Genomic DNA, 23,340 nt, shown 5'->3' on the forward strand with positions numbered 1-23,340 from the left:
TGGATTAACGGATAATAGGCGGCTTTTTTATTTCAGGCCGAAAAATGACTGACTACCTGTTACTGTTTGTCGGAACTGTACTGGTCAATAACTTTGTACTGGTCAAGTTTCTCGGTCTCTGTCCGTTTATGGGGGTTTCCAAAAAGCTGGAAACCGCGATGGGCATGGGGCTGGCTACAACGTTTGTGATGACGCTGGCGTCTATTTGCGCCTGGCTTATCGATACGTGGATTTTGATCCCGCTTAATCTGATTTACCTGCGCACCCTGGCGTTTATTCTGGTAATTGCTGTGGTTGTGCAGTTCACCGAGATGGTGGTGCGCAAAACCAGCCCGGTGCTTTACCGTCTGCTGGGGATTTTTTTGCCGCTTATCACCACCAACTGTGCAGTGCTCGGCGTGGCGTTGCTGAATATCAATCTCGGGCACAATTTCTTGCAGTCGGCGCTGTACGGTTTTTCCGCCGCTGTCGGTTTCTCGCTGGTGATGGTGCTCTTCGCCGCCATCCGCGAACGCCTTGCTGTGGCTGATGTCCCGGCACCTTTTCGCGGTAATGCCATTGCGTTAATTACCGCAGGTCTTATGTCTCTGGCCTTTATGGGCTTTAGTGGTTTGGTGAAGTTGTAATGAATGCTATCTGGATTGCCGTTGCCGCCGTGAGCCTGCTGGGCCTGGCGTTTGGCGCCATTCTGGGTTATGCCTCCCGCCGTTTTGCGGTGGAAGACGATCCGGTCGTTGAGAAAATTGACGAAATCTTACCGCAGAGCCAGTGTGGTCAATGCGGTTATCCCGGCTGTCGCCCCTACGCGGAAGCCATCAGCTGTAACGGTGAAAAAATTAACCGCTGCGCCCCAGGTGGCGAAGCTGTGATGCTAAAAATTGCTGAGTTGCTTAATGTCGAGCCACAGCCGCTGGATGGCGAAGCGCAAGAGCTAACGCCTGCGCGGATGGTGGCGTTTATTGATGAAAATAACTGTATTGGCTGCACTAAATGTATTCAGGCGTGTCCGGTAGACGCCATCGTTGGTGCTACCCGCGCCATGCATACGGTAATGAGTGATCTCTGTACGGGCTGCAATTTATGTGTTGATCCGTGCCCGACGCACTGCATCTCGTTGCAACCGGTTGCAGAAACACCTGACTCCTGGAAATGGGATCTGAACACCATTCCCGTGCGTATCATTCCCGTGGAACACCATGCTTAAGTTATTCTCTGCATTCAGAAAAAATAAAATCTGGGATTTCAACGGCGGCATCCATCCACCGGAGATGAAAACCCAGTCCAACGGTACGCCCCTGCGCCAGGTACCACTGGCGCAGCGTTTTGTCATACCACTGAAACAACATATTGGCGCTGAAGGTGAATTGTGCGTTAGCGTCGGTGATAAAGTATTGCGCGGCCAGCCGCTTACCCGTGGACGCGGCAAAATGCTGCCAGTTCACGCGCCCACCTCGGGTACCGTTACGGCTATTGCGCCCCACTCTACGGCTCATCCTTCAGCTTTAGCTGAATTAAGCGTGATTATTGATGCCGATGGCGAAGACTGCTGGATCCCGCGCGACGGCTGGGACGATTATCGCTCTCGCAGTCGCGAAGAGTTAATCGAGCGCATTCATCAGTTTGGTGTTGCCGGGCTGGGTGGTGCGGGATTCCCGACAGGCGTTAAATTGCAGGGCGGCGGAGATAAGATTGAAACGTTGATTATCAACGCTGCTGAGTGCGAGCCGTACATTACCGCCGATGACCGTTTGATGCAGGATTGCGCGGCTCAGGTCGTAGAGGGTATTCGCATTCTTGCGCATATTCTGCAGCCACGCGAAATTCTTATCGGCATTGAAGATAACAAACCGCAGGCGATTTCCATGCTGCGCGCGGTGCTGGCGGACTCTCACGATATTTCTCTGCGGGTGATTCCAACCAAATATCCTTCTGGCGGTGCTAAACAATTAACCTACATTCTAACCGGGAAGCAGGTTCCACATGGCGGGCGTTCATCCGATATCGGCGTATTAATGCAAAACGTCGGCACTGCTTATGCAGTGAAACGTGCCGTTATCGATGGCGAACCGATTACTGAGCGTGTCGTGACCCTGACTGGCGAAGCAATCGCACGCCCGGGCAACGTCTGGGCACGGCTGGGTACGCCAGTGCGTCATTTATTGAATGATGCCGGATTCTGCCCCTCTGCCGATCAAATGGTGATTATGGGCGGCCCGCTAATGGGCTTTACCTTGCCATGGCTGGATGTCCCGGTCGTAAAGATTACCAACTGTCTGTTGGCTCCCTCTGCCAATGAGCTTGGCGAACCACAGGAAGAACAAAATTGCATCCGTTGTAGCGCCTGTGCTGACGCCTGCCCTGCGGATCTTTTGCCGCAACAGTTGTACTGGTTCAGCAAAGGTCAGCAACACGATAAAGCCACCACGCATAACATTGCCGACTGCATTGAATGTGGGGCTTGCGCGTGGGTTTGCCCGAGCAATATTCCCCTGGTGCAATATTTCCGTCAGGAAAAAGCTGAAATTGCGGCTATTCGTCAGGAAGAAAAGCGCGCCGCAGAAGCCAAAGCGCGTTTCGAAGCGCGCCAGGCTCGTCTGGAGCGCGAAAAAGCGGCTCGCCTTGAACGACATAAGAGCGCAGCCGTTCAACCTGCAGCCAAAGATAAAGATGCGATTGCTGCCGCTCTGGCGCGGGTGAAAGAGAAACAGGCCCAGGCTACACAGCCTATTGTGATTAAAGCGGGCGAACGCCCGGATAACAGTGCAATTATTGCAGCACGGGAAGCCCGTAAAGCGCAAGCCAGAGCGAAACAGGCAGAACTGCAGCAAACTAACGACGCAGCAACCGTTGCTGATCCACGTAAAACCGCAGTTGAAGCCGCTATCGCCCGCGCCAAAGCGCGCAAGCTGGAGCAGCAACAGGCTAATGCGGAGCCAGAAGAACAGGTTGATCCGCGCAAATCCGCCGTCGAAGCCGCGATTGCCCGTGCCAAAGCACGCAAGCTGGAACAGCAACAGGCTAATGCCGAACCAGAACAACAGGTCGATCCGCGCAAAGCCGCCGTCGAAGCCGCTATTGCCCGTGCCAAAGCACGCAAGCTGGAACAGCAACAGGCTAATGCGGAACCAGAACAACAGGTCGATCCGCGCAAAGCTGCCGTCGAAGCCGCTATTGCCCGTGCCAAAGCGCGCAAACTGGAACAGCAACAGGCTAATGCGGAGCCAGAAGAACAGGTTGATCCGCGCAAAGCTGCCGTCGAAGCGGCTATTGCCCGCGCCAAAGCACGCAAGCTGGAACAGCAACAGGCTAATGCGGTACCAGAAGAACAGGTTGATCCGCGCAAAGCGGCAGTTGCCGCGGCTATTGCCCGCGTTCAGGCCAAAAAAGCCGCCCAGCAAAAGGTTGTAAACGAGGACTAAATGGTATTCAGAATAGCTAGCTCCCCTTATACCCATAACCAGCGCCAAACATCGCGCATTATGCTGTTGGTGTTGCTCGCAGCCGTGCCAGGAATCGCAGCGCAACTGTGGTTTTTTGGTTGGGGTACTCTCGTTCAGATCCTGTTGGCGTCGGTCAGTGCTCTGTTAGCCGAAGCTCTCGTACTCAAACTACGCAAGCAATCAGTAGCCGCAACGTTGAAAGACAACTCAGCAATGCTGACAGGCTTATTGCTGGCGGTAAGTATTCCCCCCCTCGCGCCGTGGTGGATGGTCGTGCTGGGTACGGTGTTTGCGGTGATCATCGCTAAACAGTTGTATGGCGGTCTGGGGCAAAACCCGTTTAATCCGGCAATGATTGGTTATGTGGTCTTACTGATCTCCTTCCCGGTGCAGATGACCAGCTGGTTACCGCCACATGAAATTGCGGTCAACATCCCTGGTTTTATCGACGCCATACAGGTTATTTTCAGCGGACATACCGCCAGTGGTGGTGATATGAACACGCTACGCTTAGGTATTGATGGCATAAGTCAGGCAACACCGCTGGATACATTTAAAACCTCTGTCCGTGCCGGTCATTCGGTTGAACAGATTATGCAATATCCGATCTACAGCGGTATGCTGGCGGGCGTTGGTTGGCAATGGGTAAATCTCGCCTGGCTGGCTGGCGGCGTATGGTTGCTGTGGCAGAAAGCGATTCGCTGGCATATTCCCCTCAGCTTCTTAGTAACGCTGGCGTTATGCGCAACGTTGGGCTGGTTGTTCTCACCAGAAACACTGGCAGCACCGCAAATTCATCTGCTGTCTGGAGCGACCATGCTCGGCGCATTCTTTATTTTGACTGACCCGGTTACCGCTTCTACGACCAATCGTGGTCGTCTTATTTTCGGCGCGCTGGCGGGCTTATTAGTCTGGTTGATCCGCAGTTTCGGCGGCTATCCTGACGGCGTGGCTTTTGCCGTCCTGCTGGCGAACATCACGGTTCCTCTGATCGATTACTACACGCGTCCGCGCGTCTACGGCCATCGCAAAGGGTAAACCATGCTGAAAACTATCCGAAAACACGGCATTACGTTGGCGCTATTTGCAGCGGGCTCAACAGGGTTAACTGCGGCCATCAACCAGATGACCAAAACGACGATTGCTGAACAGGCCAGTCTGCAACAAAAGGCGTTATTTGATCAGGTGCTGCCAGCCGAACGCTATAACAATGCGCTGGCACAGAGTTGCTATCTGGTAACTGCGCCAGAGTTAGGTAAAGGTGAGCATCGGGTTTACATCGCCAAACAGGATGACAAACCGGTAGCCGCCGTTCTGGAAACAACCGCGCCAGATGGCTATTCCGGTGCGATTCAGCTGCTGGTGGGAGCCGATTTTAACGGCACGGTACTTGGCACGCGCGTGACAGAGCACCACGAAACGCCAGGGCTTGGCGATAAAATCGAACTGCGCCTTTCTGACTGGATCACCCATTTTGCGGGTAAAAAAATCAGTGGTGCGGATGATGCGCACTGGGCGGTGAAGAAAGATGGTGGTGATTTCGACCAGTTCACCGGCGCGACGATTACTCCCCGCGCGGTGGTTAATGCGGTAAAACGCGCCGGATTGTACGCTCAGACGTTACCGTCACAACTTTCTCAACTTCCTGCCTGTGGAGAATAAAGCGTGAGCGAAATTAAAGACGTTATTGTTCAGGGGTTGTGGAAAAACAACTCTGCGCTGGTCCAGCTGCTCGGCCTCTGTCCGCTATTGGCGGTCACGTCCACTGCCACTAACGCTCTGGGTTTAGGACTTGCGACTACGCTGGTACTGACGCTGACCAACTTGACCATTTCGACGCTGCGTCACTGGACGCCAGCCGAGATCCGCATTCCCATTTACGTGATGATCATCGCCTCGGTGGTCAGCGCTGTACAGATGCTGATCAACGCCTACGCCTTTGGTCTGTATCAATCGTTAGGGATTTTTATTCCGCTGATTGTCACTAACTGTATTGTTGTGGGGCGCGCTGAAGCCTTCGCTGCTAAAAAAGGTCCGGCACTTTCGGCACTGGATGGTTTTTCGATTGGTATGGGCGCAACCTGTGCCATGTTCGTGCTGGGTTCACTACGCGAAATTATCGGCAATGGCACGTTGTTTGACGGTGCAGATGCGCTGTTAGGTAGCTGGGCCAAAGTATTACGCGTGGAGATTTTCCACACCGACTCCCCTTTCCTGCTGGCAATGCTGCCACCAGGTGCATTTATTGGCCTGGGACTGATGCTGGCAGGGAAATACCTGATTGATGAAAGAATGAAAAAGCGCCGTGCTGAAGCAGCTGCCGAACGTGCATTGCCAAACGGTGAAACAGGGAATGTCTGATGAACAAAGCAAAACGCCTGGAGATCCTCACTCGCCTGCGTGAGAACAATCCTCATCCCACCACCGAGCTTAATTTCAGTTCGCCTTTTGAATTGCTGATTGCCGTACTGCTTTCCGCTCAGGCGACCGATGTCAGTGTTAATAAGGCGACGGCGAAACTCTACCCGGTAGCGAATACGCCTGCAGCGATGCTTGAACTGGGCGTCGAAGGGGTGAAAACCTATATCAAAACCATTGGGCTTTATAACAGCAAAGCAGAAAATATCATCAAAACCTGCCGTATCTTACTGGAACAGCATAATGGCGAGGTTCCGGAAGATCGTGCTGCGCTTGAAGCCCTGCCTGGTGTAGGTCGTAAAACAGCCAACGTCGTATTAAACACTGCATTCGGCTGGCCGACTATTGCTGTCGACACGCACATTTTCCGCGTTTGTAATCGTACTCAATTTGCGCCGGGGAAAAACGTCGAACAGGTAGAAGAAAAGCTACTGAAAGTGGTTCCGGCAGAGTTTAAAGTCGACTGCCACCATTGGTTGATCCTGCACGGGCGTTATACCTGTATTGCCCGCAAGCCTCGCTGTGGCTCTTGTATTATTGAAGATCTTTGTGAATACAAAGAGAAAGTTGACATCTGAAGAAAAGGGGTAACACCGATTACCCCATTGATAACCTTTCTTTATCCTCTTTTAAAACATCTTTTTAACGTCAATGATGCCATTGCTTAGCGTTATCATCAGGTAATCCGTTTGCGGATAACCAAAAATGCAGGTTAATTGTTTTTTTAATAGCGAAATTTTCTATTCATTCGTGATCAAGATCACGATGCTGTGGCAATGTAAAAACATTGCAAGAACTAGGTTAAAATCATTTAAATTTACACACGCAACAAATATTGACCTACAAAACATTACACTGGCTATTTTTCAGAAACTGGACTATCTCACTAGGAAAAACGCTAAATAGCAGAACATATCGCCGTTAAGCCATCATCCCCCTCTCAGGGTAGTGAAAAAATCTGCCGTTACGTTTTTTGAAAAATTTAACGCTGGATAACATTTCCCGGAATGGTTGAATTCCCCGCCTCAGTTATATGTAACAGATTATTACAAAGGACTTGTCTGAAAGTGCAAGATAGTGAACATTACCTGCCGTTTCCCCTCCCACTATAACAATTGCGCGTATGTTTTTTAGGCATAACGCGAGAAAGCACCCCCGTTAATATGGGATGTAAAAAAAGAGGTAAAAGTGTCCACTGCAAACCAAAAACCAACTGAAAGCGTCAGTTTGAACGCTTTCAAACAACCGAAGGCGTTCTATCTCATCTTCTCGATTGAGTTATGGGAACGTTTTGGTTATTACGGCCTACAAGGAATTATGGCTGTTTACCTGGTTAAACAACTGGGTATGTCTGAAGCGGATTCAATCACCCTTTTCTCTTCCTTTAGTGCCCTGGTTTATGGTCTGGTCGCTATCGGCGGCTGGTTAGGTGACAAGGTACTGGGTACTAAACGCGTAATTATGCTTGGCGCTATTGTGCTGGCGATTGGTTATGCTCTGGTTGCCTGGTCTGGTCACGACGCCGGTATCGTTTATATGGGTATGGCGGCTATTGCGGTCGGTAACGGCCTATTTAAAGCTAACCCGTCTTCTCTGCTTTCTACATGCTATGAGAAAAACGACCCGCGTCTGGACGGTGCATTCACCATGTACTACATGTCCGTCAACATCGGCTCTTTCTTCTCTATGATCGCCACCCCGTGGCTGGCCGCGAAATACGGCTGGAGTGTTGCGTTTGCGTTGAGCGTTGTAGGCCTGCTGATCACTATCGTTAACTTTGCCTTCTGCCAACGCTGGGTTAAACAGTACGGTTCAAAACCAGACTTCGAGCCTATCAACTACCGTAACCTGCTGCTGACCATTATTGGTGTTGTGGCACTGATCGCTATCGCCACCTGGCTGCTGCACAATCAGGAAGTTGCGCGTATGGCGCTGGGCGTTGTTGCCTTTGGTATCGTGGTTATCTTCGGTAAAGAAGCCTTCGCGATGAAAGGTGCTGCGCGTCGTAAAATGATCGTTGCCTTCATCCTGATGCTCGAAGCCATTATCTTCTTCGTGCTGTACAGCCAGATGCCAACGTCACTGAACTTCTTTGCGATTCGTAACGTTGAACACACCATTCTGGGCCTGGCCGTAGAACCTGAGCAGTATCAGGCACTGAACCCGTTCTGGATTATCATTGGTAGCCCGATTCTGGCCGCTATCTATAACAAGATGGGCGATACCCTGCCGATGCCAACTAAGTTTGCAATCGGTATGGTGATGTGTTCTGGTGCGTTCCTGATTCTGCCGCTGGGTGCAAAATTCGCGTCTGACGCAGGTATCGTGTCTGTAAGCTGGCTGGTCGCAAGCTATGGCCTGCAGAGTATCGGGGAACTTATGATCTCTGGTCTGGGTCTGGCAATGGTTGCACAACTCGTTCCGCAGCGTCTGATGGGCTTCATTATGGGTAGCTGGTTCCTGACCACTGCCGGTGCAAACCTGATTGGTGGTTATGTTGCGGGTATGATGGCTGTGCCGGATAACGTTACCGATCCACTGATGTCACTGGAAGTCTATGGTCGCGTATTCTTGCAGATTGGTGTCGCTACTGCCGTTATTGCAGTACTGATGCTGCTGACCGCGCCGAAACTGCACCGCATGACGCAGGATGACGCTGCAGACAAAGCGGCGAAAGCTGCTGTAGCGTAAAATTCAGGGAAACTCTTTTACAAGCCGCTAACTTTTCGTTAGCGGCTTTTTTTTGTTCAGCAACGCACTACCATACTTTAAACCACAGACAAAAGGAGTTACCGATGAAATTGTTCTACAAACCGGGCGCCTGCTCTCTCGCTTCCCATATCACCCTGCGTGAGAGCGGAAAGGATTTTACGCTCGTCAGTGTGGATTTAATGAAAAAACGTCTCGAAAACGGTGACGATTACTTTGCCGTTAACCCTAAGGGACAGGTGCCTGCATTGCTGCTGGACGATGGTACTTTGCTGACGGAAGGCGTAGCAATTATGCAGTATCTTGCCGACAGCGTCCCCGACCGCCAGTTGCTGGCACCGGTAAACAGTATTTCCCGCTATAAAACCATCGAATGGCTGAATTACATCGCCACCGAGCTGCATAAAGGCTTCACACCTCTGTTTCGCCCTGATACACCGGAAGAGTACAAACCGACAGTTCGCGCGCAGCTGGAGAAGAAGCTGCAATATGTGAACGATGCACTGAAGGATGAGCACTGGATCTGCGGGCAACGATTTACAATTGCTGATGCCTATCTGTTTACGGTTCTGCGCTGGGCATACGCGGTGAAACTGAATCTGGAAGGGTTAGAGCACATCGCGGCATTTATGCAACGTATGGCTGAACGTCCGGAAGTACAAGACGCGCTGTCAGCGGAAGGCTTAAAGTAATAGCCATCGGCCCACAGGTTGTTGTGGGCCGAAATGAGATATTTCAGAGCTTTGTTGCGCTGAAATAATGTTCTGGTTTGGCAATACGATCCTGAGCAGCAACCACTTGCAGCTCATATTCCTGCATTGCTTTGGTGGTCACCATGATTTCGTATACTGCAGCGGTCACATGTTCCAGGGCCTCCTGCAGCGTTGCCCCCTGAAGCAGTTTCACCAGCAGTAAACCGCTCGTCACATCACCGACACCTACCGGTTGGCGCATACCAAAATCCACCAGCGGACGGCTGATATGCCAGGCTTCATCGGCGGTAACCAGCAGCATTTCAAAACGGTCACGGCTGTAACCAGCTCGCGCCAGGTGCTTAACCAACACAATTTGTGGCCCTTGCGCAATGAGTTCACGCGCTGCCAGAACCGCTTCTTCGACGTTATTTACCGGATGCTCACAGAGTATCTCCAGCTCAACCAGATTCGGCGCAATGATATCGCTGGCAGGCAAACCGTGACGCACATGAAACTCTGCGACACCCGGTGCAACGATACAGCCTTTTTCCGGATGACCCATTACCGGATCGCAAAAATATTTCGCCTGCGGATTCGCTGCTTTCACCTGACGAACGATACCGAGGATATGTTCACCCTGCTCCGCCGAACCCAGATAGCCACTTAATACGGCATCACAGGTGTGTAATTTATCAATGGCGGCAATGCCTTGCACAATTTCGGTTAAATGGCTGGGCTGCATCACGCAGCCAGTCCATTTGCCGTATTGAGTGTGATTAGAAAATTGAACGGTGTTCAACGGCCAGACGTTCGCGCCCAGGCGGCGCATCGGAAACTCTGCCGCACTGTTACCCGCATGACCATAAACAACGTGAGACTGGATAGCGAGAATATTTTTCATCATGTTCCCTGTATAAAAACCAGGGGGAGTGATTTCTCACTCCCCCTTTCCACTTAATGCATTATTTCCAGCAAATCAGACAATAATTCTTTTTGCCGCGACGCAGTAAGGTAAAACGACCAAACAGACGATCTTCTTCTTTAAAGAAGTATTCAGGATCAGACTGTTTTTCACCGTTAATGGTGATGGCATTGGAGGCGATAGTTTTGCGCGCCTGACCACGGGAAGGTTGCAGTTCGGAATCGACCAGCGCCTGCATCAGGTCTGCACCTTTTTCCATCTCAACCATCGGTACGCCGTCCTGCGCCAGCTGTTCGAAGTCCGCTTCACTCAGCGCACTCAAGGAACCACTGAACAGACATTCGGTAATACGTTTTGCTGCCTGCAAACCTTCTTCACCGTGCACCAAACGTGTCACCTGCTCCGCCAGAACATACTGAGCGCGCGGAGCTTTACCGCTGTTTTTATCTTCTTCTTCGAGGGCATTGATCTCTTCAATGCTCATGAAGGTGAAGAACTTCAGGAAGCGGTAAACGTCCGCATCCGCAGTGTTGATCCAGAACTGGTAGAATTTGTACGGGCTGGTTTTCTTCGGATCCAACCAGACTGCGCCGCCTTCAGTTTTACCAAATTTGGTGCCGTCTGCTTTGGTGATCAGCGGAACGGTCAGGCCAAACACCTGATTCTGATGCAGACGACGGGTCAGGTCGATACCAGAAGTGATGTTACCCCACTGGTCAGAACCCCCGATTTGCAGCACGACACCGTACTGTTTGTTCAGACAGGCGAAGTCATAACCCTGCAACAGGTTGTAGGAAAACTCGGTGAACGAAATCCCCTGATCTTCACGGTTGAGACGCTGCTTAACCGCTTCTTTGTTGATCATCTGGTTGACGGAGAAGTGTTTGCCAATATCGCGCAGGAAGGTCAACACATTCATATTGCCGAACCAGTCATAGTTGTTCGCCGCGATAGCAGAGTTTTCTCCACAGTCGAAATCGAGGAACGGGGCAACCTGCTTGCGGATTTTGTCCACCCACTCCTGAACAGTTTCTTCGGTGTTCAGCTTACGCTCGGCAGCTTTGAAGCTCGGGTCGCCAATCAGACCCGTCGCGCCGCCTACCAGCGCAACCGGCTTGTGGCCCGCCTGCTGGAAGCGTTTCAGGCATAACAATGGAACAAGATGCCCCAAATGCAAGCTGTCAGCGGTAGGATCGAAGCCGCAATAGAGCGCGATCGGGCCTTGCGCCAGTCGCTCTGCTAACGCTTCCTCGTCCGTCACCTGGGCTACCAGCCCCCGCTCTTGCAATTGTTTAATCAAGTTACTGCTTGCCATCAAAATCTCCATGTATATAACGACTGCACCTTTGCCGGTACACGACTTTTCGCCAGATGCGAAAGAGACATAGAATAAAGTGCCAGAATCAGGAGTACCAGCGATTAAAGCAAGATTTTTGCATCTTTTCAGGGGGCAAGACGATCAATCTTCCACGCATCATTTTCACGCTGGTACAAAAAGCGGTCATGCAGGCGATGCTCACCGCCCTGCCAGAACTCAATCTGTTCAAGGCTGACGCGAAAACCGCCCCAAAAACTCGGCAATGGCACTTCGCCCTGTTGAAACTTCTGCTTCAGCTCCAGGAATTTACTTTCAAGGATACCGCGGGCAGAAATGCGACTGGACTGCTTCGAAACCCATGCACCAATCTGGCTATCACGGGGGCGACTATGAAAATATTTCATCACTTCGAGAGTCGAAAGTCGTTCCGCTTTACCGATCACCATCACCTGGCGCTCAAGGGTATGCCACGGGAACAGCAGGCTAACGCGCGGATTATTTTCGATTTGATGTGCTTTACGGCTGCCGAGGTTGGTGTAAAACACCATGCCTTTTTCGTCGTAATGTTTGAGTAAAACGATGCGCTGATAAGGCTGACCATGTTCATCCACGGTAGCGACCACCATCGCGGTAGGGTCCGCCAGTTTGGCTTCACACGCCTGAGAGAGCCAGCGTTCAAAAAGGGTTAATGGAGCGGCGGGAAGATCGCGGCGGCGTAATCCGCCTTTGGTGTATTCACGGCGCAGATGCGCGATTTGCTGCAATTCGTCGTTATCAGACATGGTTTTCTTTACGGATTGTCAGTGGGTGACGCTATTGTGCGCCGCCCCTGGAAAAATCTCAACGCTGTGGATTTTGTAACTGACAGTTATTCAAGACGATGCGATCGCGTTTATAGACAGTCGCTTCCTCGCCTTTCGACCAGAAAACATAGATCCCGTCGGTGTAACGTGCACCAGACGCAGAAATGCCCTGTTTGAGATGCAGTAGTTGATTATCGTAAACAAAACTGACTTCCTGGCGCGGATTATTCAGTTTGACCGTCAACGGTTTTTCATCACACTGGTATTCCAGCGTATCGGTTTGCATGCGCTCAACCAGTTGATTGAACGCGCTACAGCCGGTGAGAAGGACCGGCAAACAGATCAGTAACAGTTTTTTCATAGACATATCCCGAAGACTTTCCTGGTCTGGAGGGCAATACGCCCTCCCTAACGTTCCAAGTGTAACGGCAGACGCGGTAAGAAAAATTCAGTTAACTCTGATATCATGGGTTAGCGGGGAAAATAGCCCCGAGTACCGTCTCCTGGCTTGCGCCAGTGACGGAAGGCAGATTTCCTGGTAATCCCGCCAGCGTCCGCCAGGCAAGCCAGGCGAAAGCCAATGCTTCCATGTCATCGCCACTAATGCCAACGGCATCGGTGGTGGTGACTTCTGTGCCTGGCAGTAATGCCGCCAGACGCGCCATGAGTAGCGGATTACGACTTCCTCCACCACATACCATCAATCGTTCGCAGCCACCGCTCAACAAAACTTGTTCAGAAATGGTCACGGCGGTGAGTTCTGCCAGTGTCGCCTGTACATCACGGGGATCAACACCCGGAAAATGGCGCAAATGGCGCTCCAGCCAGCCGTAGTTAAAGTATTCGCGTCCGGTGCTTTTCGGTGCAGGTTGCGAGAAATACGGGTCGCTGAGCATATTTTGCAGCAGTGGGAGAATGACTTTACCCGCCCGTGCCCACTCGGCATCTTTATCGTAAGGTTTACCTGCCTGACGCCAGATCCAGGCATCCATCAGCATGTTACCAGGGCCGGTATCGTAGCCCCCTACCGGCTGCCCAGGAATGAGCAGTGACAGATTGGCGATGCCACCAATATTGAGCACCATTCGTCGCTCGGTTGGATGAGCCAGCAGCGCATGATGGAACGCAGGTACCAGCGGTGCGCCTTGTCCTCCCAAGGCAATATCTCGACGGCGAAAATCACCGACAACCGTAATTCCGGTGCGTGCCACAATTTGATTGTTATCGCCAATCTGTAAAGTGTGTGGTGCCACGCCCGTCGGTTCATGCCAGACGGTTTGACCGTGACAGCCGATCGCAACGATATCTTTCGCCTGCAGGTTTTGTTCCTTAAGCAAGGCATTGATCGCATCAGCAAAAAGTCGCCCGAGTTGAGTATCAAGCTGTCCAAACTGCGAAAGTGTAAGCTGCTGGCCCTGGCAAATATCCAGTACAGCCTGTTTCAGAGACACCGGGATCGGCCAGCTCAAACTTGCCAGCTGTGCGACCCGGTGTTCATCAATTGTCGCCAACACAACATCAACACCATCAAGGCTGGTGCCTGACATAACGCCAATAAAGCGGCCCGATTTCATAGTTCATCCTTTTTCAATCTGACGTTTGCGCACCACTCAAACATAAACTTTTCGTGAATACCATGCGGAATGACCGATTTTTACCGTTGGTAGTAAAACATTATCTTCAAATCAATAATCATCATGAATGTTTTGTTTATAATTGGTTGATCCTACTTTCATTATGATTTGCTCATATTTGGTAGAACATGTAACCATGGATTCACATATGCCATATACTTTGACCATGAGGGATGCTTGCGTGGCGTTTCATGGTGAACAGGAGATTTTTCAATGATTAAACGCGTATTGGTTGTTTCAATGGTAGGTCTGTCTCTTGTCGGTTGTGTTAATAACGACACCCTGTCAGGGGATGTTTATACCGCTTCTGAAGCGAAACAAGTACAGAATGTCAGCTATGGCACCATCGTTAACGTACGTCCGGTACAGATTCAGGGCGGTGATGATTCCAACGTTATCGGCGCAATTGGCGGTGCTGTTCTTGGTGGTTTCCTGGGGAATACTGTTGGTGGCGGAACCGGGCGTTCTCTGGCTACTGCAGCAGGCGCTGTTGCAGGTGGCGTAGCCGGTCAGGGCGTACAGAGTGCAATGAACAAAACGCAGGGTGTCGAGCTGGAAATTCGTAAAGACGATGGTAATACCATCATGGTGGTACAGAAACAAGGCAACACTCGTTTCTCTCCGGGCCAACGTGTCGTACTGGCCAGCAATGGCAGTCAGGTGACCGTTTCCCCGCGCTAAATAAGTTTGCGTGTGGTCAGGTTACTGACCACACGCCCCCTTTATTTCACCCTTTGGCCTGTAACTCAATGATATTATGCTCAAGTTTTGCGATGAGCTTAATCAGTTGTTCCAGTTCCTCTGCGGAGATGCCATGTAAAATTTCCGCGCGGGTTTTGTTAATAACAGCTTCCATTTCGCTGATCAGCGGCTCTGCCTTTTCCGTCAGTTTAATACGTTTAGCCCGACGATCGCTGGCACAAGTTTGACGCGAAATTAACCCTTTTTCTTCCAGTTGGTCCAGAGTACGGACCAGTGATGGCTGCTCGATGCCAATCGCTTTTGCCAGTTGAATTTGCGACTGGTCTGGAGGTAACTGATGGATATTGTGTAACGTGACCCAATGGGTTTGTGTTAACTCCAGCGGTTTCAGGCGATGGTCTATCAGAGCACGCCATATGCGCACCAACCGTGCCAGATCAGAACCTAGTGGCGATTCCAATTTCATCTCCTTATAATTAGCTTGCTAAGATATTATGCGGCTTTTAGAATAGTGTGCAGCAATTGTATTGCTAAAACAAATGTATTGCTGCATTTGGTTACCGTCAGACATACTTTTCAGAAATTGCGCGTAAATTTTTCGCACTTAAAGAATATTTATTAATCTAACGCAATATATTCGGTCGTAAAGGAATCTACTTTGTGAAGTTTATGCTCAATGCAACAGGATTGCCCTTACAAGATCTGGTGTTCGGTGCGTCCGTCTACTTTCCTCCGTTTTTCAAAGCCTTCGCGTTTGGATTCGTCATCTGGCTTGTCGTACACCGCCTGCTTCGTGGCTGGATCTACGCCGGTGACATCTGGCATCCCTTGTTAATGGATTTATCGCTGTTTGCGATTTGCGTTTGCCTTTCCCTGGCAATACTGATTGCGTGGTAACTATGTCAATTAAAACAATTAAGTATTTCTCAACAATCATTGTAGCGGTAGTTGCGGTTCTTGCCGGATGGTGGCTGTGGAATTATTACATGCAATCTCCGTGGACACGCGACGGGAAAATACGCGCAGAACAGGTTTCTATCACCCCACAGGTGTCGGGACGTATTGTTGAGCTGAATATAAAAGACAACCAGCTGGTTAACGCGGGGGATCTTCTGCTCACGATCGATAAAACGCCCTTTCAGATCGCCGAGCTGAACGCACAGGCTCAGCTGGCGAAAGCGCAATCTGACCTCGCAAAAGCCAATAACGAAGCGAATCGTCGTCGTCATCTCTCACAAAATTTTATTTCTGCCGAAGAACTCGATACCGCTAACCTCAATGTTAAAGCGATGCAGGCCAGTGTTGATGCCGCACAGGCGACGTTGAAACAGGCACAATGGCAACTGGCGCAAACGGAAATTCGCGCCCCGGTGAGCGGATGGGTGACTAATCTTACTACCCGCATCGGCGATTACGCTGACACCGGGAAACCGCTGTTTGCTCTTGTCGATAGCCACTCGTTTTACGTCATTGGTTATTTTGAAGAAACCAAGTTGCGCCATATCCGCGAAGGTGCACCAGCACAAATTACCCTCTATAGTGATAACAAAACGTTACAGGGTCACGTTTCCAGTATCGGTCGGGCGATTTATGATCAGAGCGTTGAAAGTGACTCAAGCCTTATTCCGGATGTGAAACCTAACGTCCCCTGGGTTCGCCTCGCCCAACGTGTTCCGGTCCGCTTTGCGCTGGATAAAGTCCCAGGCGATGTCACGCTGGTGTCGGGCACCACCTGTAGCATTGCCGTAGGTCAATAATGAGTGCATCGTCATGGTCCTTGCGCAATTTGCCCTGGTTCAGGGCCACGCTGGCGCAATGGCGTTATGCGTTACGCAATACCATTGCCATGTGTCTGGCGCTGACGATTGCCTATTATTTGAATCTTGATGAGCCCTATTGGGCGATGACCTCGGCTGCCGTGGTTAGCTTTCCCACCGTTGGCGGTGTGATCAGCAAAAGCCTCGGACGCATCGCGGGTAGTTTGCTGGGAGCCATCGCGGCATTGCTTCTTGCCGGACATACGCTCAACGAGCCGTGGTTTTTTCTATTGAGTATGTCAGCATGGATTGGCTTTTGTACCTGGGCCTGTGCGCACTTCACGAATAACGTCGCGTATGCATTTCAACTGGCGGGCTACACGGCTGCCATCATCGCCTTTCCGATGGTTAATATTACTGAGGCCAGCCAGCTGTGGGATATCGCTCAGGCGCGCGTTTGCGAGGTGATTGTCGGTATTTTGTGCGGCGGCATGATGATGATGATCCTGCCGAGCAGTTCCGATGCTACAGCCCTTTTAACCGCATTGAAAAACATGCACGCCCGATTGCTGGAACATGCCAGTTTACTCTGGCAGCCTGAAACAACCGATGCCATTCGTGCAGCACATGAGGGGGTGATTGGGCAGATACTGACCATGAATTTGCTGCGTATCCAGGCTTTCTGGAGCCACTATCGTTTTCGCCAGCAAAACGCGCGCCTTAATGCGCTGCTCCACCAGCAATTACGTATGACCAGCGTCATTTCCAGCCTGCGACGTATGTTGCTCAACTGGCCCTCACCGCCAGGTGCCACACGAGAAATTCTCGAACAGTTGCTGACGGCGCTCGCCAGTTCGCAAACAGATGTTTACACCGTCGCACGTATTATTGCCCCGCTACGCCCGACCAACGTCGCCGACTACCGGCACGTCGCCTTCTGGCAGCGACTACGCTATTTTTGCCATCTTTATCTGCAAAGCAGTCAGGAATTACATCGTCTGCAAAGCGGCGTAGATGATCATGCCAAACTCCCACGGACATCCGGCCTGGCACGTCATACCGATAACGCCGAAGCTATGTGGAGCGGACTACGAACATTTTGTACATTGATGATAATTGGCGCATGGAGTATCGCTTCACAATGGGATGCCGGTGCCAATGCATTAACGCTGGCCGCAATTAGCTGCGTACTCTACTCCGCCGTCGCGGCACCGTTTAAGTCCTTGTCACTGCTAATGCGCACGCTAGTGTTACTTTCGCTATTTAGCTTTGCGGTCAAATTTGGCCTGATGGTTCAGATTAGCGATCTGTGGCAATTTTTACTGTTTCTCTTCCCACTACTGGCGACAATGCAGCTTCTTAAATTGCAGATGCCCAAATTTGCCGCGCTTTGGGGACAACTGATTGTATTTATGGGGTCGTTTATCGCTGTCACTAATCCTCCGGTGTATGATTTCGCTGATTTTCTTAATGATAATCTGGCAAAAATTGTTGGCGTAGCGCTGGCGTGGCTAGCGTTCGCCATTCTGCGACCTGGGTCGGATGCTCGTAAAAGCCGTCGTCATATTCGCGCACTGCGCCGGGATTTTGTCGACCAACTAAGCCGCCATCCAACACTGAGTGAAAGCGATTTTGAATCACTCACTTATCATCACGTCAGTCAGTTAAGTAACAGCCAGGATGCGCTGGCTCGCCGTTGGTTATTACGCTGGGGGGTGGTGTTGTTGAACTGTTCTCATGTTGTCTGGCAATTGCGCGAATGGGAATCGCGTTCCGATCCGTTATCGCGAGTACGGGATAACTGTATTTCATTGTTACGTGGAGTGATGAGTGAGCGTGGCGTTCAGCAAAAATCACTGGCGGCCACACTTGCAGAATTACAGCGGATTTGCGACAGCCTTGCCCGTCATCATCAACCTGCCGCCCAGGACCTGGCGGCAATTGTCTGGCGGCTGTACTGCTCGCTTTCGCAACTTGAGCAAGCACCGCCGCAAGGTACGCTGGCCTCTTAATTACTTAATTACACCGCAGGCATAGCGTTCACCGCCACCGCCCAGCGGTTTAGGTTGATCGGACATATTATCGCCACCAACGTGGATCATCAGCGCTTTATCTTTGACTTGATCCAGTGATTTCAGACGAGGCGCGATGACGGCATCGGTAGCTTTCCCGTCATTATTGACAACCAGCGCAGGCAGATCGCCTAAGTGCCCAGCACCTTCTGGCCCTTCATGTTTACCGGTATTTTGTGGATCAAGATGCCCGCCTGCGGATTCCGCCGCTGTGGCTTTGCCATCTTTGGTAGCTGGCTGGCAGCTTCCTTTGGCATGAATATGGAAGCCATGTTCACCGGGGGGTAATGCTTTCAGATCGGGCGAAAACTCCAGACCTTTATCGGTTTCAGTAATGGTGACGCTACCAATTGACTGCCCAACCCCTTGCGACGTGACGAGGTTCATCTCGACTTTTTCACTGGCAGCTTGCGCGCCGGTAGCAACAACCAGCGCCAGAATAGCCAGACTAAAACGTTTCATAGGACCTCCGTTCATTGTGCATTCCTGAATAAGTGTAAACCAGTGACACTTTTTTGAACGGCGGCTATTCCTAAAAGTGCTTACGGTACGTCGTAACCCAGTGCCGCTTTACGGATACGGAACCATTGTTGGCGAGTCATTTTCAGGGTTTCTGCTTCAACAGCTGCTCGCACGCGCTCAATTTTACCGGAGCCGATTATCGGCAGCGGCTGCGACGGTAAACGTAAAACCCAGGCGTAAACCACCTGTTCAATAGAGCCCGCGTTTAACTCCTCCGCCACCACAGCCAGTTCATCACGCAGAGGCTGGAAATAATCATCATTAAACAGACGACCACCACCAAGGCAAGACCACGCCATCGGACGAACACGCAGTTGCTGCAGTTGGTCGAGCGTGCCATCCAGCAGTAACGGCTGATGCACCGGGGATATTTCCACCTGATTAGTGGCAAGGGTAAACGGCAGGCGTGATTGCAACAGCGCAAATTGCGCAGGCGTAAAGTTCGATACGCCAAAATGGCGCACTTTGCCGCTCTGATGCAGGTGTTTAAACGCGTCCGCCACTTCATCGGCATCCATTAACGGGTCCGGGCGGTGGATCAACAGCAGATCCAGATGATCGGTCGCGAGATTAATCAGCGACTGTTCGGCGCTCTTAATGATGTGATCGCGGTCAGTAATGTAATGACCAATGACGTTTTCTTCACGCGCGGTCGTCGCGATACCGCATTTGCTGACAATTTCCATCCGTTCACGCAGATGAGGTGCCAGTTTCAGCGCCTCGCCAAACGCTGCTTCGCACTGATAGCCGCCATAAATATCAGCGTGGTCCACGGTAGTTACGCCGAGATCCAGATGCTCTTCAATAAAGCTGACCAGCTGGCGGGCGGACATATTCCAGTCCATCAATCGCCAGTAGCCCATCACAAAACGGGAAAACTCCGGGCCTTGCGGCGCAATAGTAATACGCTGAACCATAATCGCTTCCTCTTATCAGATATGAGAGGAGTATACGCAAGATTAGGCTCAAAAGAGTGATGGTTGCTCCGGTTCGTCTGATGACGCTGGCTTAATTGCACGTAATTTGCGCATTAATCGCTGCCGACAAAGGCGCAGCACCTCTTGTTTTTCGCCATCGCTCATTTTATTCCAGTTAAAACGCTCATCCCGACTACGAAAACAGCCGCGACAAAATCCGCGTTCGTCAGACTGGCAAATTCCCCGGCACGGGCTCTGGACGGGAAAGAACTCTAATTGCTCCGCCACCTCGCCCTCCTCAGATAAGATTATTACCATTATTGAAGCTGTTAATGCCCAAAGTAGCAACTTTGCTTGCACTAGACCGACTGGTCTACTACACTCCAACACATGAACAAACACACCGAACATGATACTCGCGAACATCTCCTGGCGACGGGCGAGCAACTTTGCCTGCAACGTGGATTCACCGGGATGGGGCTAAGCGAATTACTAAAAACGGCTGAAGTGCCGAAAGGGTCCTTCTATCACTACTTTCGCTCTAAAGAAGCGTTTGGCGTTGCCATGCTTGAGCGCCATTACGCCGCATATCACCAGCGACTGACGGAGTTGCTGCAATCCGGCGAAGGTAACTACCGCGACCGCATACTGGCTTATTACCAGCAAACACTGAACCAGTTTTGCCAACATGGAACCATCAGTGGTTGCCTGACAGTAAAACTCTCTGCCGAAGTGTGCGATCTGTCAGAAGATATGCGCAGCGCGATGGATAAAGGGGCTCGCGGCGTAATCGCCCTGCTCTCTCAGGCGCTGGAAAATGGCCGTGAGAACCATTGTTTAACCTTTTGTGGCGAACCGCTGCAACAGGCACAAGTGCTTTACGCACTGTGGCTTGGCGCGAATTTGCAGGCCAAAATTTCGCGCAGTTTCGAGCCACTGGAAAACGCGCTGGCCCATGTAAAAACCATTATTGCGACGCCTGCCGTTTAGCAGGCATTTTTTATCACCAGACCACCGGGAGCCTTTATGTCATCTGAAAAACTGTATTCCCCACTGAAAGTGGGCGCGATCACGGCGGCAAACCGTATTTTTATGGCACCGCTGACGCGTCTGCGCAGTATTGAACCGGGTGACATCCCTACCCCGTTGATGGCGGAATACTATCGCCAACGAGCCAGTGCCGGTTTGATTATTAGCGAAGCCACGCAAATTTCCGCCCAGGCAAAAGGATATGCAGGCGCGCCTGGCATCCATAGTCCGGAGCAAATTGCCGCATGGAAAAAAATCACCGCTGGCGTTCATGCTGAAAATGGTCATATGGCCGTGCAGCTGTGGCACACGGGGCGAATTTCTCACGCCAGCCTGCAGCCTGGCGGTCAGGCACCGGTAGCGCCTTCTGCACTTAGCGCGGGAACGCGTACTTCTCTGCGCGATGAAAAAGGTCAGGCGATCCGCGTTGAAACATCCATGCCACGAGCACTGGAACGGGAAGAGATTCCGGGCATCGTCAATGATTTCCGCCAGGCCATCGCTAACGCCCGTGAAGCTGGGTTTGATCTGGTGGAGCTACACTCTGCTCACGGTTATTTACTGCATCAGTTCCTTTCTCCTTCTTCAAACCATCGTACCGATCAGTACGGCGGCAGCGTGGAAAATCGCGCACGTCTGGTGCTGGAAGTGGTCGATGCCGGGATTGAAGAATGGGGTGCCGATCGCATTGGCATTCGTGTTTCGCCAATCGGTACTTTCCAGAACACGGATAATGGCCCAAATGAAGAAGCCGATGCACTGTATCTGATTGAACAACTGGGCAAACGCGGCATTGCTTATCTGCATATGTCAGAACCAGATTGGGCGGGAGGTGAACCGTATACTGATGCGTTCCGCGAAAAAGTACGTGCCCGTTTCCACGGTCCGATTATCGGCGCAGGGGCATACACGGTAGAAAAAGCTGAAACGCTGATCGGCAAAGGGTTAATTGATGCGGTGGCATTTGGTCGTGACTGGATTGCGAACCCGGATCTGGTTGCCCGCTTGCAGCGCAAAGCTGAGCTTAACCCACAGCGTGCCGAAAGTTTCTACGGTGGCGGCGCGGAAGGCTATACCGATTACCCGACGCTGTAATCCAGCATTGCGAGCGGCGCAAAGCCGCCGCTATACTAAAACAACATTTTGAATCTGTTAGCCATTTTGAGGATATAAAGATGCGTCTTCTTCATACCATGCTGCGCGTTGGCGATCTGCAACGCTCCATCGATTTTTATACCAAAGTACTGGGCATGAAACTGCTGCGTACCAGCGAAAACCCGGAATACAAATACTCACTGGCGTTTGTTGGCTATGGCCCGGAAACCGAAGAAGCGGTGATTGAACTGACCTACAACTGGGGCGTGGATAAATACGAACTCGGCACTGCTTATGGTCACATCGCGCTTAGCGTAGATAACGCCGCTGAAGCGTGCGAAAAAATCCGTCAGAACGGCGGTAACGTCACCCGTGAAGCGGGTCCGGTAAAAGGCGGCACTACGGTTATCGCGTTTGTGGAAGATCCGGACGGTTACAAAATTGAATTAATCGAAGAGAAAGACGCCGGTCGCGGTCTGGGCAACTAATCTCCTGCCGGGCGTGAACTCATCGCGCCCGCATCTTTACTGCATCGACAAGTAATATTTGTCATAATGCGCGCTGCAATTTATCCGTATTAAGAGAATCAGATGTCCGATAACGCTCAACTTACCGGTCTGTGCGACCGTTTTCGTGGTTTTTATCCTGTTGTGATCGATGTTGAAACAGCCGGATTTAACGCCAAAACCGATGCGCTGCTTGAGATTGCCGCCATCACCCTGAAAATGGATGAACAAGGCTGGCTGATGCCGGACACCACATTACATTTCCACGTAGAACCATTTGTCGGCGCAAATTTGCAGCCAGAGGCCCTCGCCTTCAACGGCATTGACCCGAACGATCCCGATCGCGGCGCGGTCAGCGAATACGAGGCGCTGCACGAAATTTTTAAAGTTGTACGTAAAGGCATTAAAGCGAGCGGCTGTAACCGCGCCATTATGGTGGCGCACAACGCCAATTTTGATCACAGCTTTATGATGGCCGCCGCAGAACGCGCCTCACTGAAACGTAACCCGTTCCACCCTTTCGCCACTTTTGACACTGCTGCACTGGCCGGGCTGGCACTCGGACAAACCGTATTGTCAAAGGCTTGCCAGACCGCTGGCATGGACTTCGACAGCACCCAGGCGCACTCCGCGCTGTACGACACCGAACGCACTGCTGTGCTGTTTTGTGAAATCGTCAACCGCTGGAAACGTCTGGGAGGCTGGCCGCTACCTGCCGCCGAAGAGGTGTAATCGAGTCGATGCCTGATGACATGCAATGATTCAGGCATCTATAGTGAGGCTATTCCACGCATCATGCAT

26 protein-coding genes are annotated in these 23,340 nt (G+C 51.4%); 17 read left to right on the top strand and 9 right to left on the bottom strand.

The features are described from left to right. The first annotated feature begins 44 nt into the window (after window positions 1–44). From rsxA to gstA, 9 genes are all read left to right on the top strand, one after another. Window positions 45–626 (top strand): electron transport complex subunit RsxA, encoded by a 582-nt coding sequence (gene rsxA, locus QUE74_RS11070; RefSeq protein ID WP_000133193.1) that lies wholly within the window; start codon window positions 45–47, stop codon window positions 624–626. After that, a complete protein-coding gene (gene rsxB, locus QUE74_RS11075) occupies window positions 626–1,204 on the top strand; it encodes an electron transport complex subunit RsxB (protein ID WP_000991806.1) in 579 nt (192 codons plus the stop codon). Before rsxA ends, rsxB begins: the two co-directional genes overlap by 1 nt. Then, entirely contained in the window at window positions 1,197–3,419 is a 2,223-nt protein-coding gene (gene rsxC / locus QUE74_RS11080; RefSeq protein ID WP_000915806.1) for an electron transport complex subunit RsxC, read from the top strand. The genes rsxB and rsxC overlap by 8 nt, the downstream gene beginning before the upstream one ends. Next, entirely contained in the window at window positions 3,420–4,478 is a 1,059-nt protein-coding gene (gene rsxD, locus QUE74_RS11085; protein ID WP_000231949.1) for an electron transport complex subunit RsxD, read from the top strand. Window positions 4,479–4,481: 3 nt separating this feature from the next. Next, entirely contained in the window at window positions 4,482–5,102 is a 621-nt protein-coding gene (gene rsxG / locus QUE74_RS11090; RefSeq protein ID WP_000920799.1) for an electron transport complex subunit RsxG, read from the top strand. Between the two features lie 3 nt (window positions 5,103–5,105). After that, window positions 5,106–5,801 (top strand): electron transport complex subunit RsxE, encoded by a 696-nt coding sequence (gene rsxE, locus QUE74_RS11095; protein ID WP_001289652.1) that lies wholly within the window; start codon window positions 5,106–5,108, stop codon window positions 5,799–5,801. Then, on the top strand, window positions 5,801–6,436 hold the full coding sequence (gene nth, locus QUE74_RS11100; protein ID WP_001030339.1) for an endonuclease III: 636 nt from the start codon (window positions 5,801–5,803) through the stop codon (window positions 6,434–6,436). The genes rsxE and nth overlap by 1 nt, the downstream gene beginning before the upstream one ends. Window positions 6,437–7,046: 610 nt before the next feature. Beyond that, entirely contained in the window at window positions 7,047–8,549 is a 1,503-nt protein-coding gene (gene dtpA, locus QUE74_RS11105; protein WP_000100942.1) for a dipeptide/tripeptide permease DtpA, read from the top strand. Between the two features lie 104 nt (window positions 8,550–8,653). Further along, window positions 8,654–9,259, top strand: a complete 606-nt coding sequence (gene gstA / locus QUE74_RS11110; RefSeq protein WP_000765742.1) for a glutathione transferase GstA — start codon at window positions 8,654–8,656, stop codon at window positions 9,257–9,259. A 43-nt stretch (window positions 9,260–9,302) separates the two neighbouring features. On the opposite strand, the gene pdxY is transcribed toward gstA, so the two are convergent. The 5 genes from pdxY to anmK form a co-directional block, all read right to left on the bottom strand. Beyond that, entirely contained in the window at window positions 9,303–10,163 is an 861-nt protein-coding gene (pdxY, locus tag QUE74_RS11115; protein WP_001354695.1) for a pyridoxal kinase PdxY, read from the bottom strand. Between the two features lie 61 nt (window positions 10,164–10,224). Next, entirely contained in the window at window positions 10,225–11,499 is a 1,275-nt protein-coding gene (tyrS, locus tag QUE74_RS11120) for a tyrosine--tRNA ligase (RefSeq protein WP_001295400.1), read from the bottom strand. A 128-nt stretch (window positions 11,500–11,627) separates the two neighbouring features. After that, window positions 11,628–12,284 carry a pyridoxamine 5'-phosphate oxidase gene (gene pdxH, locus QUE74_RS11125; RefSeq protein WP_001282302.1) on the bottom strand — a complete coding sequence of 219 codons (657 nt, stop codon included), beginning with the start codon at window positions 12,282–12,284 and terminating at the stop codon, window positions 11,628–11,630. Between the two features lie 58 nt (window positions 12,285–12,342). Beyond that, on the bottom strand, window positions 12,343–12,672 hold the full coding sequence (gene mliC, locus QUE74_RS11130; protein WP_000061974.1) for a C-type lysozyme inhibitor: 330 nt from the start codon (window positions 12,670–12,672) through the stop codon (window positions 12,343–12,345). Between the two features lie 97 nt (window positions 12,673–12,769). Next, window positions 12,770–13,879 (bottom strand): anhydro-N-acetylmuramic acid kinase, encoded by a 1,110-nt coding sequence (gene anmK / locus QUE74_RS11135; protein WP_000835040.1) that lies wholly within the window; start codon window positions 13,877–13,879, stop codon window positions 12,770–12,772. Between the two features lie 273 nt (window positions 13,880–14,152). Here anmK and slyB point away from each other — a divergent pair, with 273 nt between their 5' ends. After that, entirely contained in the window at window positions 14,153–14,620 is a 468-nt protein-coding gene (slyB, locus tag QUE74_RS11140; RefSeq protein WP_000597196.1) for an outer membrane lipoprotein SlyB, read from the top strand. 46 nt (window positions 14,621–14,666) lie between these two features. On the opposite strand, the gene slyA is transcribed toward slyB, so the two are convergent. Next, a complete protein-coding gene (gene slyA / locus QUE74_RS11145) occupies window positions 14,667–15,101 on the bottom strand; it encodes a transcriptional regulator SlyA (protein ID WP_000445640.1) in 435 nt (144 codons plus the stop codon). Window positions 15,102–15,301: 200 nt separating this feature from the next. Between slyA and QUE74_RS11150 the strand changes: the two genes are divergently transcribed. From QUE74_RS11150 to QUE74_RS11160, 3 genes are read left to right on the top strand one after another with little or no spacing between them, the layout of a single operon-like run. Further along, window positions 15,302–15,538, top strand: coding sequence for a DUF1656 domain-containing protein (locus QUE74_RS11150; protein ID WP_000670999.1), 237 nt, complete (start codon window positions 15,302–15,304; stop codon window positions 15,536–15,538). Window positions 15,539–15,540: 2 nt separating this feature from the next. Next, window positions 15,541–16,398 (top strand): efflux RND transporter periplasmic adaptor subunit, encoded by an 858-nt coding sequence (locus QUE74_RS11155; protein WP_001300356.1) that lies wholly within the window; start codon window positions 15,541–15,543, stop codon window positions 16,396–16,398. Beyond that, complete coding sequence (locus QUE74_RS11160; protein ID WP_001276784.1) at window positions 16,398–18,410, top strand: FUSC family protein; 2,013 nt, start codon at window positions 16,398–16,400, stop codon at window positions 18,408–18,410. Before QUE74_RS11155 ends, QUE74_RS11160 begins: the two co-directional genes overlap by 1 nt. Here the strand turns inward: QUE74_RS11160 and sodC are convergent, their stop codons facing one another. The 3 genes from sodC to QUE74_RS11175 all read right to left on the bottom strand — a co-directional run bounded on the left by sodC (window position 18,411) and on the right by QUE74_RS11175 (window position 20,197). Further along, window positions 18,411–18,932 carry a superoxide dismutase [Cu-Zn] SodC gene (sodC, locus tag QUE74_RS11165; protein ID WP_001353183.1) on the bottom strand — a complete coding sequence of 174 codons (522 nt, stop codon included), beginning with the start codon at window positions 18,930–18,932 and terminating at the stop codon, window positions 18,411–18,413. Between the two features lie 80 nt (window positions 18,933–19,012). Then, the gene (locus QUE74_RS11170; protein WP_000250656.1) at window positions 19,013–19,909 is read right to left on the bottom strand and encodes an aldo/keto reductase; all 897 of its coding nucleotides are present in this window, start codon (window positions 19,907–19,909) and stop codon (window positions 19,013–19,015) included. Between the two features lie 48 nt (window positions 19,910–19,957). Then, window positions 19,958–20,197, bottom strand: coding sequence for a DUF1289 domain-containing protein (locus tag QUE74_RS11175; protein ID WP_001354696.1), 240 nt, complete (start codon window positions 20,195–20,197; stop codon window positions 19,958–19,960). A 102-nt stretch (window positions 20,198–20,299) separates the two neighbouring features. On the opposite strand from QUE74_RS11175, the gene nemR reads away from it, so the two are divergent. The 4 genes from nemR (at window position 20,300) to rnt (ending at window position 23,271) form a co-directional block, all read left to right on the top strand. Beyond that, window positions 20,300–20,899 (top strand): DNA-binding transcriptional regulator NemR, encoded by a 600-nt coding sequence (gene nemR / locus QUE74_RS11180; RefSeq protein WP_001032937.1) that lies wholly within the window; start codon window positions 20,300–20,302, stop codon window positions 20,897–20,899. A gap of 36 nt (window positions 20,900–20,935) precedes the next feature. Further along, the gene (nemA, locus tag QUE74_RS11185) at window positions 20,936–22,033 is read left to right on the top strand and encodes an N-ethylmaleimide reductase (RefSeq protein ID WP_000093576.1); all 1,098 of its coding nucleotides are present in this window, start codon (window positions 20,936–20,938) and stop codon (window positions 22,031–22,033) included. An 80-nt stretch (window positions 22,034–22,113) separates the two neighbouring features. Next, complete coding sequence (gloA, locus tag QUE74_RS11190; protein ID WP_001237796.1) at window positions 22,114–22,521, top strand: lactoylglutathione lyase; 408 nt, start codon at window positions 22,114–22,116, stop codon at window positions 22,519–22,521. Window positions 22,522–22,623: 102 nt separating this feature from the next. Then, the gene (rnt, locus tag QUE74_RS11195; RefSeq protein ID WP_001282281.1) at window positions 22,624–23,271 is read left to right on the top strand and encodes a ribonuclease T; all 648 of its coding nucleotides are present in this window, start codon (window positions 22,624–22,626) and stop codon (window positions 23,269–23,271) included. The last annotated feature ends 69 nt before the right edge of the window (window positions 23,272–23,340 follow it).

Origin of the sequence: Escherichia sp. 10290 (assembly GCF_030295155.1) — a bacterium.
Lineage (GTDB): Bacteria > Pseudomonadota > Gammaproteobacteria > Enterobacterales > Enterobacteriaceae > Escherichia > Escherichia coli_F.

Bases quoted from the DNA above. Each gene is read 5' to 3' on its own strand.
- rsxA (WP_000133193.1), top strand. From the start codon at position 45: ATGACTGACTACCTGTTACTGTTTGTCGGAACTGTACTGGTCAATAAC.
- rsxB (WP_000991806.1), top strand. From the start codon at position 626: ATGAATGCTATCTGGATTGCCGTTGCCGCCGTGAGCCTGCTGGGCCTG.
- rsxC (WP_000915806.1), top strand. From the start codon at position 1,197: ATGCTTAAGTTATTCTCTGCATTCAGAAAAAATAAAATCTGGGATTTC.
- rsxD (WP_000231949.1), top strand. From the start codon at position 3,420: ATGGTATTCAGAATAGCTAGCTCCCCTTATACCCATAACCAGCGCCAA.
- rsxG (WP_000920799.1), top strand. From the start codon at position 4,482: ATGCTGAAAACTATCCGAAAACACGGCATTACGTTGGCGCTATTTGCA.
- nth (WP_001030339.1), top strand. From the start codon at position 5,801: ATGAACAAAGCAAAACGCCTGGAGATCCTCACTCGCCTGCGTGAGAAC.
- gstA (WP_000765742.1), top strand. From the start codon at position 8,654: ATGAAATTGTTCTACAAACCGGGCGCCTGCTCTCTCGCTTCCCATATC.
- pdxY (WP_001354695.1), bottom strand. From the start codon at position 10,163: ATGAAAAATATTCTCGCTATCCAGTCTCACGTTGTTTATGGTCATGCG.
- tyrS (WP_001295400.1), bottom strand. From the start codon at position 11,499: ATGGCAAGCAGTAACTTGATTAAACAATTGCAAGAGCGGGGGCTGGTA.
- pdxH (WP_001282302.1), bottom strand. From the start codon at position 12,284: ATGTCTGATAACGACGAATTGCAGCAAATCGCGCATCTGCGCCGTGAA.
- mliC (WP_000061974.1), bottom strand. From the start codon at position 12,672: ATGTCTATGAAAAAACTGTTACTGATCTGTTTGCCGGTCCTTCTCACC.
- anmK (WP_000835040.1), bottom strand. From the start codon at position 13,879: ATGAAATCGGGCCGCTTTATTGGCGTTATGTCAGGCACCAGCCTTGAT.
- slyB (WP_000597196.1), top strand. From the start codon at position 14,153: ATGATTAAACGCGTATTGGTTGTTTCAATGGTAGGTCTGTCTCTTGTC.
- QUE74_RS11155 (WP_001300356.1), top strand. From the start codon at position 15,541: ATGTCAATTAAAACAATTAAGTATTTCTCAACAATCATTGTAGCGGTA.
- QUE74_RS11160 (WP_001276784.1), top strand. From the start codon at position 16,398: ATGAGTGCATCGTCATGGTCCTTGCGCAATTTGCCCTGGTTCAGGGCC.
- sodC (WP_001353183.1), bottom strand. From the start codon at position 18,932: ATGAAACGTTTTAGTCTGGCTATTCTGGCGCTGGTTGTTGCTACCGGC.
- QUE74_RS11170 (WP_000250656.1), bottom strand. From the start codon at position 19,909: ATGGTTCAGCGTATTACTATTGCGCCGCAAGGCCCGGAGTTTTCCCGT.
- nemR (WP_001032937.1), top strand. From the start codon at position 20,300: ATGAACAAACACACCGAACATGATACTCGCGAACATCTCCTGGCGACG.
- nemA (WP_000093576.1), top strand. From the start codon at position 20,936: ATGTCATCTGAAAAACTGTATTCCCCACTGAAAGTGGGCGCGATCACG.
- gloA (WP_001237796.1), top strand. From the start codon at position 22,114: ATGCGTCTTCTTCATACCATGCTGCGCGTTGGCGATCTGCAACGCTCC.
- rnt (WP_001282281.1), top strand. From the start codon at position 22,624: ATGTCCGATAACGCTCAACTTACCGGTCTGTGCGACCGTTTTCGTGGT.